Annotated in this window: 15 protein-coding genes; 8 read left to right on the top strand and 7 right to left on the bottom strand. The window is 39.5% G+C overall.

The genetic code is table 11. From position 1 onward, the window contains the following. The first annotated feature begins 129 nt into the window (after positions 1-129). Positions 130-2,955 (top strand): ATP-binding protein, encoded by a 2,826-nt coding sequence (locus V7K41_RS19740; RefSeq protein ID WP_334850856.1) that lies wholly within the window; start codon positions 130-132, stop codon positions 2,953-2,955. Positions 2,956-3,141: 186 nt separating this feature from the next. On the opposite strand, the gene V7K41_RS19735 is transcribed toward V7K41_RS19740, so the two are convergent. From V7K41_RS19735 to V7K41_RS19710, 6 genes are all read right to left on the bottom strand, one after another. Continuing rightward, entirely contained in the window at positions 3,142-4,629 is a 1,488-nt protein-coding gene (locus V7K41_RS19735) for a hypothetical protein (RefSeq protein WP_334850854.1), read from the bottom strand. Between the two features lie 18 nt (positions 4,630-4,647). Then, complete coding sequence (locus tag V7K41_RS19730; protein WP_334850852.1) at positions 4,648-5,379, bottom strand: class I SAM-dependent methyltransferase; 732 nt, start codon at positions 5,377-5,379, stop codon at positions 4,648-4,650. An 884-nt stretch (positions 5,380-6,263) separates the two neighbouring features. After that, a complete protein-coding gene (locus V7K41_RS19725; RefSeq protein ID WP_334850850.1) occupies positions 6,264-7,358 on the bottom strand; it encodes an alkene reductase in 1,095 nt (364 codons plus the stop codon). An 84-nt stretch (positions 7,359-7,442) separates the two neighbouring features. Beyond that, entirely contained in the window at positions 7,443-8,183 is a 741-nt protein-coding gene (locus V7K41_RS19720; RefSeq protein WP_334850848.1) for an SDR family oxidoreductase, read from the bottom strand. 452 nt (positions 8,184-8,635) lie between these two features. Continuing rightward, the gene (locus V7K41_RS19715) at positions 8,636-9,091 is read right to left on the bottom strand and encodes a hypothetical protein (RefSeq protein ID WP_334850845.1); all 456 of its coding nucleotides are present in this window, start codon (positions 9,089-9,091) and stop codon (positions 8,636-8,638) included. A gap of 501 nt (positions 9,092-9,592) precedes the next feature. Continuing rightward, a complete protein-coding gene (locus V7K41_RS19710; protein ID WP_334850843.1) occupies positions 9,593-10,903 on the bottom strand; it encodes an efflux RND transporter periplasmic adaptor subunit in 1,311 nt (436 codons plus the stop codon). A 581-nt stretch (positions 10,904-11,484) separates the two neighbouring features. Here V7K41_RS19710 and psaK point away from each other — a divergent pair. The 5 genes from psaK (at position 11,485) to V7K41_RS19685 (ending at position 13,552) form a co-directional block, all read left to right on the top strand. Continuing rightward, complete coding sequence (gene psaK / locus V7K41_RS19705) at positions 11,485-11,745, top strand: photosystem I reaction center subunit PsaK (RefSeq protein ID WP_334850933.1); 261 nt, start codon at positions 11,485-11,487, stop codon at positions 11,743-11,745. Between the two features lie 161 nt (positions 11,746-11,906). Further along, positions 11,907-12,029 (top strand): hypothetical protein, encoded by a 123-nt coding sequence (locus V7K41_RS19700; protein WP_334850842.1) that lies wholly within the window; start codon positions 11,907-11,909, stop codon positions 12,027-12,029. Positions 12,030-12,034: 5 nt separating this feature from the next. Beyond that, positions 12,035-12,286 (top strand): hypothetical protein, encoded by a 252-nt coding sequence (locus V7K41_RS19695; protein WP_334850840.1) that lies wholly within the window; start codon positions 12,035-12,037, stop codon positions 12,284-12,286. Between the two features lie 270 nt (positions 12,287-12,556). Next, complete coding sequence (locus V7K41_RS19690; protein WP_334850838.1) at positions 12,557-12,700, top strand: hypothetical protein; 144 nt, start codon at positions 12,557-12,559, stop codon at positions 12,698-12,700. Between the two features lie 96 nt (positions 12,701-12,796). After that, positions 12,797-13,552, top strand: a complete 756-nt coding sequence (locus tag V7K41_RS19685; RefSeq protein ID WP_334850836.1) for a hypothetical protein — start codon at positions 12,797-12,799, stop codon at positions 13,550-13,552. 155 nt (positions 13,553-13,707) lie between these two features. On the opposite strand, the gene V7K41_RS19680 is transcribed toward V7K41_RS19685, so the two are convergent. After that, the gene (locus tag V7K41_RS19680) at positions 13,708-14,613 is read right to left on the bottom strand and encodes a hypothetical protein (protein ID WP_334850834.1); all 906 of its coding nucleotides are present in this window, start codon (positions 14,611-14,613) and stop codon (positions 13,708-13,710) included. Between the two features lie 141 nt (positions 14,614-14,754). On the opposite strand from V7K41_RS19680, the gene V7K41_RS19675 reads away from it, so the two are divergent. Together V7K41_RS19675 and V7K41_RS19670 are read left to right on the top strand one after the other, a co-directional pair. Next, entirely contained in the window at positions 14,755-15,498 is a 744-nt protein-coding gene (locus tag V7K41_RS19675) for a thermonuclease family protein (RefSeq protein ID WP_334850832.1), read from the top strand. A 213-nt stretch (positions 15,499-15,711) separates the two neighbouring features. Beyond that, the gene (locus V7K41_RS19670; protein WP_334850830.1) at positions 15,712-16,431 is read left to right on the top strand and encodes a hypothetical protein; all 720 of its coding nucleotides are present in this window, start codon (positions 15,712-15,714) and stop codon (positions 16,429-16,431) included. Positions 16,432-16,450 lie beyond the last annotated feature (19 nt).

Raw genomic sequence — 16,450 nt, 5'->3', positions numbered from 1 at the left:
GAAGCTTTCAGCATTCTCACCCTTATTCCAACAAATAAAAATATGTTATTTAAACGCTTGTAGTGTCATTTTTAATTAATTATGCCTACCCAGTCAATTTTGGGTGTGGAAAAAAATTACAAATCAGTCATGAAGCTTCCGCGTTCCTTAACTGCTATTGAAACTTTTGGCTTTGGTTTGTCTGGCTTACTTTCATGGTTTACCTCTGCACCATTCATAACTTCTGGGCTAGGAATACAAGCCTTGTTTGTGTGGATACCAGCAACGATTATAGGTGTAATGCTGTGCTTTCAGGTGCAAGCGTTGGGCAGGCAATGGCCGGATGTATCAGGAGGAACACCTAATTACACAAGCAGACTGCTGAAAAATTTTCCGCTTTTAGGACGCTATGCAGCACTAGGATATTTTGTTGGTTGGGTTTCATTTCCCATCAACGGCGTCATTCTTACAGAATTGATCAAAGTTCAGCTTGAACCTTGGGGCATTCATTGTCCAGAAATGGTAATGAAAATTGGCTTCACACTACTTTTATTCAGTATTGCGTTTAGTGGTACACGCGCTTTGGCGATTCTGCATTTATGTTTTATTATTCCAGCAGTAGGATTAGTGCTTCTGTTTTCTGTTCAAGGCATAGGCTGGTTAGCGTTTTCGCCACAAAGTCCTGGTTTGTTTGCTGGCAGTTTGCCTAGTTTTTCGGCTGTTGAATGGCCGAAGTGGTTTTTCTTCGCTGTTTATGCTGTTTATAGTGTTGAAACAGGTGCGGCGTTTGTAGCAGATAGTCAAAAACCTCATCAAACTTTACGTTTATTATCAGTAGCTGGTTATTCGATCGCTATAATTTCTCTGTGTGGCTCTTGGGTGTTAATACGTTTAGCTAGTAACCCAGAGTTAGAAGGCGATTTGTTTAAGACTTTTGTAGCAGCTTCACCTTTTTGGGGCCAGGCAGCTTCACTAATTGTAACGTTATTGATTTGCTCTAGTTGCCTTCTTGGTGCTGCTATCGGGGTAGCTAATACTCCTCGTATTTTGTACCAACTAGCTTTAGACGGGTATATGTCTCCAGTCTTTACAGTTGTTTCCCGTCAAGGGGTATTGCAACCTAGCCTAATATTTGCCTTTATATTTAGTTTGTTTTATTTACTTTCGGGCGATCTTAATAATTTAGTGATAACTATCACTATTAGCTATTTGTTATGTATTATCACATTCCACTTTGGGCTATGGTTAAACCGTGGAGAGCCTGGAATACGATGGCCTTGGTTATCCTTGGGCTTTTGTTTTGTGGAGATAGTAGCTTTAGTAGTTGGTGGTTTAGCCTGGAGGTGGCAAAACTTAGCTGCTGGGCTACTGTTACCTATGATAGTTTTAGTAGCTGATGCGGCTATCCGGCGAATTCCTTTTGCACCTTTCGATCTGAGATGGTGGATACAACGCCGACAGTCATACAGTACCCAGATTAAAGATTTTGTCGGGTTTCAGGTAGGAATTTTAGTAGCATTAATTTCTAGTACTGCCACTATTACCTGGGTAGTTAAGGAGCAGTTTGAAAAACTTCCTAGTGGTGCAGATAAAAATCTTTTTTTCATTCTGCTGATGGTAATCTCATTTATGGCAGTCGCGATCGCTTGCTGGACTACTTTACCACAAATTTCATCGATTGCCGAAGCCCGCGAAGTGGCTGAAAGTCGCTTCATTACTGCCTTAGATACTGTCCTAGATACAGTTCTAGTGCTGGATGAAAATGGCGTAATCACTCAAGCTAACTCGGCTGCTGAAGCATTGTTAGGAATAGATGTTAATCAGCTGCTTGGGCTTCATCTTGATGATTTTTTTCCGGAATTAAGTGATGTGCCTGCTTATTGGCAAAGCAGAAGTGAGCAAATATTACAAAAATCTCCACAAGATAAGCAAATCATTGAAACAACAATTTCACACAAAATCAATCACCAGTGCCAAGAATATATTGTTTTCTTACGGGATATTAGCGATCGCAAGCAAGTAGAAGAAGCATTACGCGATTCTGAAGCAACTTTGCGCCAGCAAGCAGCTGAACTGGAAAAAACTTTACAAGATTTACAGCACACCCAAGGACAGCTAATTCAAACTGAGAAAATGTCTAGCCTTGGTCAACTTGTTGCTGGTGTGGCACACGAAATCAATAACCCCGTTAACTTTATCCACGGGAACCTCACTCACATTGATAACTATAGCCAGGATCTAATTAGTTTAATCGAGCTTTATCAAGATGTTTATCCAAATCCGGTACCAGAAATTCAAAATCTGATCGCAGAACTTGAACTTGATTATCTGATAGAAGATATGCCCAAAACCCTTTCTTCGATGAAAGTCGGTACTGAGCGCATCTGCGAAATTGTACTTACCTTACGCAACTTCTCTCGACTGGACGAAGCGGAGATGAAACCTGTCAACATTCATGAGGGAATAGATAGCACACTGTTAATTTTGCATAATCGTTTGAAAACAAAATCAGAATATCCCGCGATTGAGATTCACAAAGAGTATGGAGAATTACCAGCCGTAGAATGTTATGCCGGACAATTGAACCAAGTATTTATGAACATTCTTAGTAATGCTATTGATGCGTTAGACAAGTACAACGATGAAAGAACAGTAGCAGAAATCAAAAACTACCCTACTATGATTATCATTTGTACTAAAGTAGTAAATTCTGATTGGATAGCTATCTCTATTCAAGATAACGGCCCTGGAATGAGCGCAAGTGTTAAACAGAAGCTATTCGATCCTTTCTTCACCACAAAACCCGTGGGACAAGGCACGGGTTTGGGATTATCTATCAGCTACCAAATTGTAGTGGATAAACACGGTGGCAAGATCGAGTGTATTTCTGAGCCGGGACAAGGGGCCAAGTTTTGCATTCAAATCCCGATGAAACAGGCGTATGTCGCAAAGATAGGTAACACTAGCACTCTTTAATCTGTTTTGCTAAGATAATAACTCTTTTTCACTTGCAATAGAGAAAATCTGAAATCCTTGATTGAAACAACTTTATTTCATTGTTAATTCATGAAATTTATTTTCAATCTGAAGTCCAAAATTCTCATGCAATCAAACTCCAAAAATCATAACTATTTTTTCTTGCCACGCTACAAGAGGAATAATCTAAACCTTATATACCACCCATTGAAGCTTTTTATATTCTACAGGTGAGAACTTCTCTTTGAAGCTAAACAATCCACTTGTTTCCGAGCCACCTAAATTTAAATAGCGATATCCTGCTTTTTGGAGGAGCCGACAGCATTCCACAATCAAGTACTCTGAAAGGTTAGGAAATTCTTGATGCAAGGTGATACTAGCATAAAGCCCCACTGTATCATCACTTACAGGCTCCATAGCAAAGAAAGCCGCAGCCTTACCACCAATCCGAATCAACCGTGAGAAGTACATTTTGCCGTTGTTGCCCAGTGGGGGATAATGAATAATGTTGTCATAGTCTGAGGTCTGGGAAATGTGCAACTGCTTAATATCCAAATAGTCAAAGAATTTATTGACAATATCATGTGCTTCAGCAGCATTCTCTTCGCCGAGAAACTCAGATGTGGTTTGCTCTCCAAACTTAGAGCAGAAGTAACGATAGTTGGTCTTAAGACCACTGCGTTGATGCACCTTGAGCTTTTCCAAAACGGCATTGACATCGAGGATTTGTTCAGCAAAGGTATCATCTTCTTCCATAGCTTGGGCGTGCCAGGGATAGTCCTCGATTGGTGAAAAGCCAATGCCTAAAAGGCGATCGCGTTCTTCTGTCGTTAACTTTTTCACGAACACAGGAACGCCACTTAGCTCTAATAAATGCCGACATAGACGCTGTAAGCTCTCTGGATCGAATTCTCCCATCGGGTTGACAACATGGAAGTGCCAGTTACCTCCAAGTGAGAAGCGATTACCAATACCGATACCAGCCAGCATCCGACCATCGAAGTACTTTAGTCCGAGGCGATCTGGCCCGAGTCCATTAGCTGCTTGGCAGACATAATAAAAGCTGTTACCGTAAGTCTGCGTTTTGTCTAATAGGCGAAAATCTCGAAAAAGCTGCCGATCTTTGCCACTAATGTAGCTGACTCGACCGCCAAATCGTTTGATTGTCCGTTCAGCCAAGAGATGCTTTGCTTCTAGTGTGTTGCTTTCTGTTGTTGGAATCTCTGCTTGTTCCCACATACAGAGAAACTGTTTGCGCTGTGCGTCAGCAAAGGCAAAATCTTGCACTACTAATATCTGAGCCGGAGAACCCCAAAAAATTGTGGCGACCTTATCGCCGTAGACACAAATAGTAGTGGGATTAAAGAAATGCTCTGGAATCCAACGATGTTGGGATTTGGAGTCTTTAAGGGTGAAAGCATCACCAAATCGGGTAAGTACTCGTGTTTCAATCCCTTGAGCTATTAGTTGACGCCAACGGGAAACTATGTTGTCTGGATCGGACTCCATAAAACGACGCTCATCGACACCACTAAAGTAAACTTCACCCCCTGTATTACCAAGGGTTTGGTGAATATCGTCAAGCACAGTCTGCACCACATTATTCCCTTCAAGGGTAGACATTACAGAAGGCCGATTTCCTAGTTCAGCCTTGATAAGTAATACTCCGGTCATGGGTAAAGTTCTCCTTTTTTAGTTAGTACGTTTCTTGAGTGAATAAATCACCCAACATGGATGCTCCAGTTCACTTACCCAGGTAAAGGGTTCGTTCCCTTGAGCGAGAGGTCGTTGCGCTTGAATGACCTCAAACCCCGCCTGCTCAAACGCAATTCGGTAGTCTCGATCTGTCCAGTAGTAGTCATATAAGACTATCTCTGTTCCCCGAATCGAGACTCGAACTCTTTCCCCTGACTGAAGGCTATGATTCTCTGGAAAATCATTTTGAAACGACAACCAATCATGGGAGTAATATTCCTCTGAACAAGTTACGACGATCGCCATGCCATCATTTTTTAGTAGGCGATCGCATTCTCTGAGTGTTTCTATCATCTGAGGAATGGAGGAATATTCGAGCAAGACAAAACTTTGAAAAATCAGATTGAAGTCAGCATCTGCAAAAGGCAATGGCAATGCATCAATCAAATAGTATGTTCCGGTTGGATCGATTTGACGAGCTTGGGCTAACATTTCGGCATTGATATCAACACCAATTGCATCCCATCCCAAGGACTTAAGAAACCTAGTCGATCGCCCTGTTCCACACCCAAAATCTAGAGCTAGTAAACCGCAAGCAGGGTTTTGAATGCGTTGGGGAATATCGGCGAACGCAAGATAATATGTCCCTTCAATTCCTAAGTTGGAATACTGTTCTGAAAATCTTTGGTATGCATGGGTCTGCTCGTGTGCAATTTTAATAACAGACACAAAAATATCTCCAAAATATTTGAAACTTAGTAATAGCTAGCAAATCTAAAATTTACATAAAGAATACGTAACTTATGTAGTTATTGAAATATTAAACGATAATACTAAAAAAGTATTGCAAAAAGTTAATTATTATTTATATTAACTAATATATTATTAAGAATTATTGAGATTTGAGTTAGTAATACACTCAAATATTAAACAATTTGTAAATATTTTGAGATTTTTGAGAATGCAGAAAGTTATGTTAATAACCTGTTAACTGATTGTATAAGTTGTATATAAAGACAAGAATGCGAAGTATTTCTTGAGATACTTCGCATTTATATGCTAAAAAGACAGCTTAATGACAGCAGTTTGCAAGTTAATGAGCTACAGTTTTTAAACTCAAAAACCAGATATAAAGCAAATTTTATTTCTGAGTCTTGTAATATCAAGTTCGGGTTATTACTTGTAATAAAATCTATCAATGTAGGTTGGGGAGCCACTGCGTTGGACGGGTTCCCCGGGTTGTACCCCTCCGGGGAAGCAAGCTACGCGCAGCGTCTCCCCTTGGGAGAAGCAAGTGGCGTTTGAACAGCAGTGAAACCCAACATAAACAAGGATCAAATGTTGGGTTTCGTTCCTCAACCCAACCTACAGATATTATAAGTGTTTAACCGGACATGATATAACTTCTGTTCGTCCTACTTTCTGCATAGAGAAAGGGAATTATAACTAATTAGCCGGACATCATATTAATACAAACTTTTTCAGCCCACATTTAGCAATCCGTTTTCATCGTCAGGTAGCAGGGGCGTGTTCTCCTATTTGGACAAATATAAAACTGAAAAGTTTTGCAACTGACAAATTATATTTTTGATTTAGAGATGACTGTGATTCCTTTAAGTGGTCTGAAGTTCTAAAAATGGGTAGTCGGTGTATCCTATGGCGTCAGGGGCATAAAATGTTTTTGGATCTGGGGTGTTCAAATGTGCGTTAAGTTCTAAGCGTTTTGGTAAGTCAGGATTAGCAAGATATAACTTGCCAAAAGAAACTAAATCTGCATTGCCACCAGTAAGAATACTATCTCCTGTTGGGCGATCGTAGCCACCATTGGTAATCAAAGTACCTTGGAATACTTGGCGGAAGTAGGGTGTAACAGGGTTCATGACTTCGCGGGTTGTTAAATCGACTTCATTCGGTTCCATCAGGTGAAGATAGGCAAGTCCAAAGGGGTTAAGAGCATTGATAGCATAACCAAAAGTTTCTTGAGGGTTGGAGTCATGCATTCCATAAAAAGTGTTACTTGGCGAAAGTTTGATACCAACCCGGTTTGCACCCCAAACGCTAGCGACTGCTTCCACAACTTCTAAGAGGAATCGGCTACGCTTTTCTATTGAACCGCCATACTCATCTGTGCGCTGGTTCGAGCCATCTTGGAGGAATTGGTCGATTAAATAGCCAAATGCACCGTGAAGTTCAATCCCATCAAAACCAGCCGCCAAAGCATTTTCGGCACCTTTGCAAAATTGCTCAACAATCTCGGAAATTTCTGCGCTTTCTAAAGCACGGGGAGTTTCCAACGATACTTTACCTATGGGTGTGTGGAGTGAGCCAATCCCAGCGATCGCACTAGGAGCAACTGGCAACTCTCCACCAAGTAAAGCTGAGTGAGAAACTCTCCCAGAATGCCAAAGTTGCAAAAAAATTCTGCCCCCTTGTTCATGTACTGCATTAGTTGTCAACCGCCATCCTGCCACTTGTTCTTCTGAGTAAATTCCTGGGCAGTTAATGTATCCTAAACTTAGAGGTGAAACCATTGTACATTCGGTAACGATCAGCCCAGCACTAGCGCGTTGGGTGTAGTAAGTTGCCATTAGCGAGTTGGGTATGCTTGCAATTGCCCGTAAACGCGTCATTGGTGCCATTACGATCCGGTTTGGTAGCGTGTAAGGGTCAAGCTGAACTGGTGTGAAAAGATTGATATTGGAATTCATCGCTTAAATTTCTATTACGGCGTTGCACATTACTGGCTGAGGTTTTGAAACGGGGAATATCGCTTTCATCAGGAGAGCTTTTCTTCACGCGATTCCACCGTTTACACGAATATTTTGCCCAGTGATCCACCGGGCTTCGTCGCTAGCGAGAAATGCTACTACATCGGCGATTTCTTGCACATCTCCGAGTTTATTAAAAGCAGCCATTTGGGCTAAACGATCTATCTGTTCTTGTGTTTTACCTTCTCGGAATAGTTCTGTATCGGTGGGGCCAGGAGAAATAACATTAACTGCGATCGCTTTTGCACCTAATTCTTTAGCTAGTACCCGCGTAATTTGTTCAACAGCACCCTTAGTTCCTACATAGGCACTATAAGTTGGCAGCATCATGGCTGTGGTTGATGAGGAAAAGTTGATAATCCGTCCCCCTTCTGCCATGTGTTGCACGGCTTGTTGGCAAGCAAAATAAGTGCCTTTGACATTAATGGCAAAAATCGTGTCGAAATCTTCTTCTGTCACCTCAGTAATTGGTTTATAGAAGGCGATTCCGGCATTGTTGACCAAAATATCGATTTTACCAAAGCGTTCAAGAGTTTGCTCAAATAACCTTTGGATGTCGGGCACTTTGCTAATATCAGCTTGGATAGCAACTGCCTCTACTCCCAACTTTTCAATTTCTGCAACAACTTCTTGTGCTTTGCCTGCATTACCTGCATAGTTAACGACAATAGATGCGCCGTTACCAGCTAATTTTAGTGCGCTCGCTCGTCCAATTCCCCGCGATGCACCAGTGATAATTGCAACCTTCCCGGCTATTGATACCATAAATTAATCGAGTTTTATTTTGGTTCACTAAAGTGATTATCTGCTCTTACAGTACTGTTCCAAGGTTAAATTTAGCGATCGCTGCTAAAACTGTCGACTTGATTCCAGCCGAAATCCCGCCAGCGAATTTAAGTAACTCTCAGGCGGGAGAAATGAAAATACTTTGCAAAAGGTGAGGATACGTGGTTTCTTGGCGGCATCTTCACAGCAGATTAAGATTTGCTACGGCTTGGCAAATATTGTTGAATATGTTGAGCTAAATTGACTTTCTGAGTGTTCTTTGAGCTAAACGCAATGCCTACAACAGTAAACTACGCCCTACCGAACTTGACAGAATTTAAGTGCTGATTACACAGGTATTGTCTTGGCCATAGTCTACAAACATCTTTTATAAATTGTCTGTCTTCGTTAACCAAAAACTCATCTGGTTTATCATATCTGCGTAGATTAAATTATTTTAAGAAGGGATTTTCTGAACCTATCTCGGATTCAATCTCAATCGGACATGTTGGCTCAGATAAGCGTGTTCCATTAAATGTATAAGTAGTGCCGTTGGAATTGATAGCATTACCACTTATCCTTTGATCTGGAACAAAGTCCTTTTTTATTTCACCTTTAAGTGCGACACTTACTACTGAAGTTGGATTTGTGACTGCTTGCCAATTTCTCTGATCCTGACCTAGATTTGTACGGTTATAAGTAGCGTCTAGCCCAACAAAACGTAGGCTGCTACCATTGGCGTTAAATTCAAAACAAGCAGTAAAATTATCTCCCTGACTCGAATTAACATTGACATTATAACTTTTGCCCTCCACTCCAGCTTGTACTGGCGCAGCCAACAACATTATCTGTCCAAGTAAACAAGTTAAAACTAAACCACATTTAGATTGGATGATTTTCCCTGACATAATTGTTTACCTTTGTTACGTAATCAAGTAATTGCTTACTTTTACTCATTGGTGACAGGTTAAAGTCATTAACCATTTGTCAATAAGTAATGGTGATTAAATTTAGTAAAAATCGAGGTTGCAAACGGAAATTTCCAGCCTGCGATGCCTTCGCATAGGGTCTCATAAACAAGACTAGCTACGCTTACGAATATTTAAAAGTATCGTTCATCCTTGCCTTAAAATTTAGTATAAAGCTTAATTAGATACTCGATAGCATAGATAATTTACAGCGTAATCACAATTGACAAAACGAATTATATCTTCAAATGTCATGAATGCTTTTTTCTAAGAGAAAAGAATGGAAGTAAGTTCAGAGTATATTGCTATAGATATATACGTAGAGACTACTTTACAAGTTCTCCAACAAAGAGCGATCGCTATAGTTAACGCTTTTGGGTGAAGATTAGTAGGAGACAAGATTGAGACTTCTCTCCTGCTCCTCCTCTCTACTCCCCTTAATTAAAATTCTGGAACGATCGCAACACCATCCCTAAGATTAAGCAACCCTGAAATAATAACTTTATCTTCTGGCTGTAATCCTTCAATAACTTGGTAATTATTACCTTTAATCTCGCCTAGCTTCACTCGCTTTTGCCGAGCTACTTGTTGGGATACACCTTGGGGAGATGTTTCTGTTTCAACTACATAAACAAAAGTGTCCCCGCCTACACGAGTCATTGCTGTTGTGGGAATTAAAACTCCGGGGCGCTGATTCCAGAACACTCTAGTCCTGACCAATTGATCTGCACGTAGCTGACCGTTAGTGTTATCAAAAAGTGCTTTAATCAATATCGTTTGTGTTTCATTGCTGGCATTAGGTGCAATAAAAAATATCCTACTTCTACCAAGCTTTTGACCTTGTGTGTTCATCACCTCTACTGGCATACCCTTACGCAATTGGGACCCTTGCTGTAGTGGTATAGAGATATTCACTTCTAAAGGTTGATTTTGCGTGATATTAACTAATGGTGTAGAAGTATTAACAAAATCACCGACTTTCACAGGGATGTTACCAACTGTGCCATTAAAGGGAGCGGTAATTTTGTCAGACTGAGGCTGTTGTGTTTGGGTATTTACATTAGATTGCTGCAAAGATTTTTCAGCCTGCAAGATGGTGGCTCGTTGTGCTTGAATCCTGGAATCGATTGCATCCAGACTAGTCTTAGCATTGGCAAGCCGATTAGCAAACTGATTGCTAGTCTGTCGAGACACGGCTCCTTGTTCAGCTAGGCTAACAAACTTTTCGTAGTTCTGCTGGTACAATTGCACATTCGCAACGTAGGATGGTCGTTCTGCTTCTAAAGATTTGAGTGTGGCGCGGGCATTTGCCAGTTGCACTAAAAATGCTTGAGGTACAGTATTACTCCTAGCGATCGCTGCCTGTGGCGTAGGTTCTACTTGGAGAATTGCCGCTCCTTCGACGATTGGATCTCCCGATTTTACAAGTATCTGGGTAACTTGACCCTGAATCTTTGGCTGGAGCGTGACTGAGCGCAGGGATTTTAGACTAGCAATAAAATCTGAACTTTCCTCAATTATGCCGTTTTGTACTGTTGATATTTTGACTCTTACCCCTTGAGGTTGAGCGTTAACATTTGAAGGTGCTGAATTTTGCGGAGTGAGTAAACGCCAAACTAGAGTTGCTCCGCCCCCTAAAAAGAGGAGCACGGCTAAACTCAACCAAAGCCACCGCCGTTTTCCAGAAGGTGGCTCAAATGACGTTTGTGGAGTTTTTTCTCCAAAATCAGTTTGAGGCTCAGGGGATGTCATGGCTTTTGAGGAACTTAAGGAACAAATTAACTAGAATTCAATCAAAATTTCATCTGTTGATTTGGAAATTACTGATTTAGCATGAGGTTTTGTGGCAAATTATGTGTTATACCCATTCAAATATACAGTTTTGATGATTCTGTCTAAATCTACCAAAAGGTGAATCCGCTCTTTAAATTTCTGACTTCAACTGTATCCTTCAAAAAGTCGGGGATTATTTTGTTCATAAATCCTGTACAGATTTCTATAGATACATTGACATAATTTTATCGGAATCACTTTTATCTACAGCAGATTTCAAATTGGTGAGGTATACAAGTTAAGTCTGTTACCCACGTATAAAGCGTATTTTACTCCTGAAGTTATGCTATAAGTATAAATTCATACTAACAGGTTGTTTGTTTCAGACATTGAAATTCAAACTAGCTACCACAATCAGCTCACCGCGTTGAACTCATATTGTATTAAGTAGTAAGAATAACTGTTAAATATTGATGCAAAATCGGGTAATTTATTGAATTTGCTTCGGAAAGTTTCAGATTATGTTTTCAACCATTAATAAATTTCAGGAGCATAATCAGGTGTTGACCTCAACCTTACTCGCTGCTGCAACCACGCCTCTGCAATGGAGTCCTATAGTTGGACTGATTATGATTATTGCTAATATCGTTGCCATTGCCTTTGGCAAATCTACCATCAAGTATCCCAACGCAGAACCAAAACTACCCTCAGCCAATTTCTTTGGTAATTTTGGTCTACCAGCCCTTTTAGCAACTACCGCCTTTGGTCATATCTTAGGAGTAGGTACTATCTTAGGGCTGCATAACCTGGGAAGAATTTAGGTTCTTACCCAAGTTAGCCTTTATTTGATGATTCTTTTGTCTCCAGGTTAGAGTCAGAGAACTAACTCTCTGGCTCTTTTTTATCTAAATGGATGCTTTAGTCCAATAACTCAACTCAAAACTACGTCAATGACAACCTGACATTGCTCAATAAATGCGCGATGTTTAGCGCTGGCTACGTCTATGCACTTCTAAAAGTAGCTTTAGAAGCCAAGCAAAAAGGCAAACCTATTTGGGTTGCAGATAATAACCAAAATATTGAAACTGAAATTATTGGTATCTAAACAGCATGACAGATATAACAGATTTATCAAAAATAATTGCCAGCAAAGGCAACAACCCGCTAATTTTGCCATCTGTAAACTTGCAGTCACAAGAAGACTTAGAACTTGAGCGAAAACTACGAGAACTCAAGTTTAAACAAGAACTAAGAAAAGATTGGATTTTATTTATTGTCAGGGATGTAATAATTTTCCCTGCTGCCATCCTTTTTATTTTTGCTCTCAGTGGTTATTCTCTATTTACTCATATTCATCGGTGACATATCTGGCTACAATTTTTAATCGACCGCAGAGGCGCAGAGTCTAAAGAGAAAAGAGAGATGTTAACAATTCAAAATTCACGCATTCAAAATTCAAACATTTTAGACATTTTCAGACGGGGATTTAAACCCCGGCTGAAACTGATCGGAGGCGGAGTGGCTCCGACTCCGCACTACGTATAGACGTAGGGATCTTAAACCTTTTAATTTACGATAAAGTTCACAAATAATTTGAAATTGTTGTAAATTATTTCTCTCGCAGTCATGATTATGGCAATTTATATTGCCAGTTTATTTCTGTTTTGCATGGCTCCTCGTGTTTGGTGGCATCCAGGGTTATTTCTCTACGTGGCTGGGATTACAATAATTGCGATCGCAGTGGGAAGTTTATACAAAATTGCCTGTCTCCGATAGGGCGGAAGCGTAATTGCCCAAGAGTTAGGAGAAAGACTCCTGCTACCAGAAATAGCCGATGAACAAGGGCGACAACTATTAAATATTGTTGAGGAAATGGCGATCGCTTTGGCGCTAGCGTTAGATACGGAAAATCTCCAAATTCAAGAACGTCAAATTGCTTGGTTACGCGAGGTGCAGCCTGCTGATTTGGTAGAGAAAACCTTGGAACTAAGTAGCGAAATAAGCCAGTTAGATCCCAGAATTCGCTTACCACTTGTGGATTTGGCAGTGCCTATATTGCGCCAAAACTCTGCCAAAGAATGCCAAAGAGTGTGCAAATGCGTCCACGGTTTAGTTGTAGCCACCGGAAGTTTATCGCTGTGGCATTTTGTGTTGCAGTTAATACTGTGGCATCGTCTTCAACCTAGTATAAATCCCACATCTACTACAACCGTAAAATTCACCTCCATCGAACAGATTTGGCCAGATAGTCTATTAGTACTGTCCGTAATTGCCCGTGTCGGACACTCCCAACCTGATGCGTCTACTGAAGACATCGCCTATGCTTTTCGTTCTGGAGTTTTTCGACTTCCCAAAGCCGGAGAGCAAGAAAAACCAGAAAAACCACTAAGCTGTAATTTTACTGAACTCAAAAAAAGTCTTGAGCGTCTGCGTTTTGCCACTCCCAAACTCAAACAGGCTATTGTTGATGCTTGCGCCCACACGGTACTATTAGATAACCAAGTTACTCATTCAGAAGCGGATTTACTCAAAGCGATCGCCATGACGCTAGAGTGTCCTATCCCCCCATTTTTAAACCCTCAGCGTGGCGTTTCAAAACAGAAACAATCTTCTCCAAAGCGAAATTAATGTAACTAATGGGATGCAATACAAACAATCACTTAATCAATCATATAGCAATCCTATTTAATTTGCGAGAATTGCAACCCGCAGATCCCCGACTTATTAAAAAAGTTGGGGATCTTGTTTATCAATGATTAAGAATTGTTATAAATATTTAAATATTAAGGACACTGCGACTTTTCTCCTGCTTTAGACTCGGAATTGTTTTTTTGCTTTTCGGTAGTAGAAGAAGCTGTATTTGTCTGTCTTGATAAATCAGGTAAGTCGCCTGTAGATGTATTAATACCAGAATTATTTGTATCTGAAACAGAAGAATTATTTGTTGGGTGAATATAATTTAAATAATCATATACAGCCTTACTATCTATTGCTATTGGTATTGCAAAAAGTGCTAATAAATTTAGGGTAATTGTAAGATGAGATGTAGTTGTTTTTATTCGTTTATTGAGGTCTTGATTAGTATCCTCAAGATTTTGGCATTTCTTTCTCAGTTCTTCTAATTTATTTCGCATATTTTTAGGAGATGGATCGCTGCTAATGATACCCGTTCCTAAATTATCAGGATTTGACTGTATTTCTCCTTCTGCTTGAAGGTGACTATTAGACATTGCTCTTCGATTTGGCAATTTTTCAGAATGTTTATCTTTACATATTTCATCAAACTGATTTAAATTATTCTCCTTGTCGGTATCCCAAAGTGTGAAAACAAATTGCCTATCTCCCACACCTTGTTGAGAAAAGTTGGTGAGGATTTCTAAATAGGTTTCAAAAAAGTCAATCGCGTTTTCAATCTTCGGTTTATTAAGTATTTCTTGGTATCCATCAGCTTTAATTAGTTCAATTAATGACTCTACAGTACACCTAACAGCAAGTTCTGGTTTGTTCTTTGCCCAATTGACTGTGAGTTTTTCACTCAACTTTACTTTCGGCTCATCGTTTGCATAGTTGAGTAAATCCTCTAGTAAGCGCCTTGCTCGTTCTTGTTGTGAATCCCCGTAACTCCTCTTTGTCATTCTTGATAAACCTCTATGTGTAAATTTTTCATAAAGAAATTCAGGATACCTCAAGTTATTTGACTACCCCGAAGTTACAAAAGGCTGATATTATGAGTATTTTCAGAATAATTAGCTATTTATTTTGTGGTGTTGCTTTCGGGTATAGGCTGTGTTGTCTAATTGAAATCGAACAACTCGTTGCAGGTCATACCAATGAAATCAGTTATTTTAAAAACAATTTTTGCTATTGCAGCGCTATCTACTCTTGGTTTAGTAGCATCTAAAGATAAAATCACCTCGTCATTTTTGACGACTCAATCTTCTGTAACTCCAAATTTATTAGTTGCTGAAGCAAAACCATTTTATTCAGTAGAGCGGATTACTGATGGTGACTCAATTTTGATTAACAAAAATGGCAAAAAAACCGAAGTGCGGTTAGCCTGTATTGACGCACCAGAAGGAAAACAGTTTTGGGGACAACAAGCAACAAATAGATTGTCAGAACTTTCACCTCCTGGTCAAAAAATCGAATTGCAAGAAACGGGACGCGATCGCTATAATCGGACTGTAGCTGAAGTTTTTGTTGCTGGTCAATCAGTGAATATACAGATGGTTCAAGAGGGAAATGCTGTGGTTTATCTGCAATATCTAAATAATTGCGCTTCTAACAAAAAACAGTATCTTCAAGCTGAAGAGTATGCCAAGATACAGAAATTAGGTTTTTGGAACCAGCAAAATCCAGTAATGCCTTGGGATTTCCGACGAGGTAAGCGCAGCAGTCAACCTACATATTCACCTTCTCCGGTTAATCCGAGTAACTTGCCCAAAAACTATAACTGTCCCGACTTCAACACCCAACCGGAGGCTCAAGAAATCTTCAATAAGTATCCCAACGATCCATTTGACCTAGACCGCGATCACGACGGCATAGCCTGTGAAAACCTTCCTAAAAGCTAATTAGTGAATAAAACAGAATAGGTGAGCATTGCTCACCTTTCTTATTTTTAATGTCTCCTAGCAGGAGTTTATAAAGTATCATATTGTACAAAACTTTTTGATATTGCCTATAAATATTAACTTGCCTGAAAAAATTTAGACAAAATGCCAGCATTCTAGAAATTTGATTGCTATATTAGATTAAATAACTATTCTGGCAAGGGTTTAAAAGCTGTGCGGAATGATTTACAGGACTTAGAAATTAGTCATAACGATCTGCAAAAGCTGACTAATTTACCTGTCAATGGGGAACTTTTAATCATTACAAATCCTCTCAAGAGATTAGCAAACATATATATACAAAAGCTTAAAAGCTCTGAAGGAGCAACTGTAGTTTTTATTGGATTTTCTACATTTATTTTTGTCTATATTTTTTTTGATGTGATTATTAAAATGTTTGTTACATGGATAACAATCCCATCTTGGATATTATTAATTTTCTTAGGTCTTTGGATTGGTGGTCTGACACAAACTATCTTATATTTAATCTGGAAAAATAGAAGTAAAATTGTTAAAGCTAATATGACAAAATCTCTACAAATCCTATTAAAGGAGGTTAATAGATATAATACTGTTATTAGAGTTATAGATATCAATGACCAAATAGAAGAAGCTGGTAATCCAGAAGTGACTATAAAGGAAAGAGAGGCTGTGCTCGAAGCACTTAAACTCACCAAAGCTGATTTAGTTCGCGCTTTGAAGACAGAAAGAATTTTAAGAGAGAATAAGAATTTTATCTTGAGTAATACAGAACTATTTGTCAACAATTTAGCAACTTTAACAGCTATGCAAGTAACAGAGGAGGCTACTGAGCATGGAAGGTTACTCAATGAAGCATTACAAATTGCATTAGATGTGCAATACGAGATGAAAAGATTACAGACTCAACGTTAAGATAATTCGTAATTCGTAA

The sequence above is a fragment of the Nostoc sp. genome (assembly GCF_036917415.1).
Lineage (GTDB): Bacteria > Cyanobacteriota > Cyanobacteriia > Cyanobacteriales > Nostocaceae > Nostoc.
The sequence above is the reverse complement of the archived record's forward strand: the minus strand, read 5'-3'. Positions and strand labels throughout refer to the sequence as shown.

What these genes read in the sequence shown, in the direction of transcription:
- V7K41_RS19740 (WP_334850856.1), top strand. Translation starts at nt 130, where the DNA reads ATGAAGCTTCCGCGTTCCTTAACTGCTATTGAAACTTTTGGCTTTGGT.
- V7K41_RS19735 (WP_334850854.1), bottom strand. Translation starts at nt 4,629, where the DNA reads ATGACCGGAGTATTACTTATCAAGGCTGAACTAGGAAATCGGCCTTCT.
- V7K41_RS19725 (WP_334850850.1), bottom strand. Translation starts at nt 7,358, where the DNA reads ATGAATTCCAATATCAATCTTTTCACACCAGTTCAGCTTGACCCTTAC.
- V7K41_RS19720 (WP_334850848.1), bottom strand. Translation starts at nt 8,183, where the DNA reads ATGGTATCAATAGCCGGGAAGGTTGCAATTATCACTGGTGCATCGCGG.
- V7K41_RS19715 (WP_334850845.1), bottom strand. Translation starts at nt 9,091, where the DNA reads ATGTCAGGGAAAATCATCCAATCTAAATGTGGTTTAGTTTTAACTTGT.
- V7K41_RS19710 (WP_334850843.1), bottom strand. Translation starts at nt 10,903, where the DNA reads ATGACATCCCCTGAGCCTCAAACTGATTTTGGAGAAAAAACTCCACAA.
- V7K41_RS19700 (WP_334850842.1), top strand. Translation starts at nt 11,907, where the DNA reads ATGTTTAGCGCTGGCTACGTCTATGCACTTCTAAAAGTAGCTTTAGAA.
- V7K41_RS19695 (WP_334850840.1), top strand. Translation starts at nt 12,035, where the DNA reads ATGACAGATATAACAGATTTATCAAAAATAATTGCCAGCAAAGGCAAC.
- V7K41_RS19690 (WP_334850838.1), top strand. Translation starts at nt 12,557, where the DNA reads ATGGCAATTTATATTGCCAGTTTATTTCTGTTTTGCATGGCTCCTCGT.
- V7K41_RS19685 (WP_334850836.1), top strand. Translation starts at nt 12,797, where the DNA reads ATGGCGATCGCTTTGGCGCTAGCGTTAGATACGGAAAATCTCCAAATT.
- V7K41_RS19675 (WP_334850832.1), top strand. Translation starts at nt 14,755, where the DNA reads ATGAAATCAGTTATTTTAAAAACAATTTTTGCTATTGCAGCGCTATCT.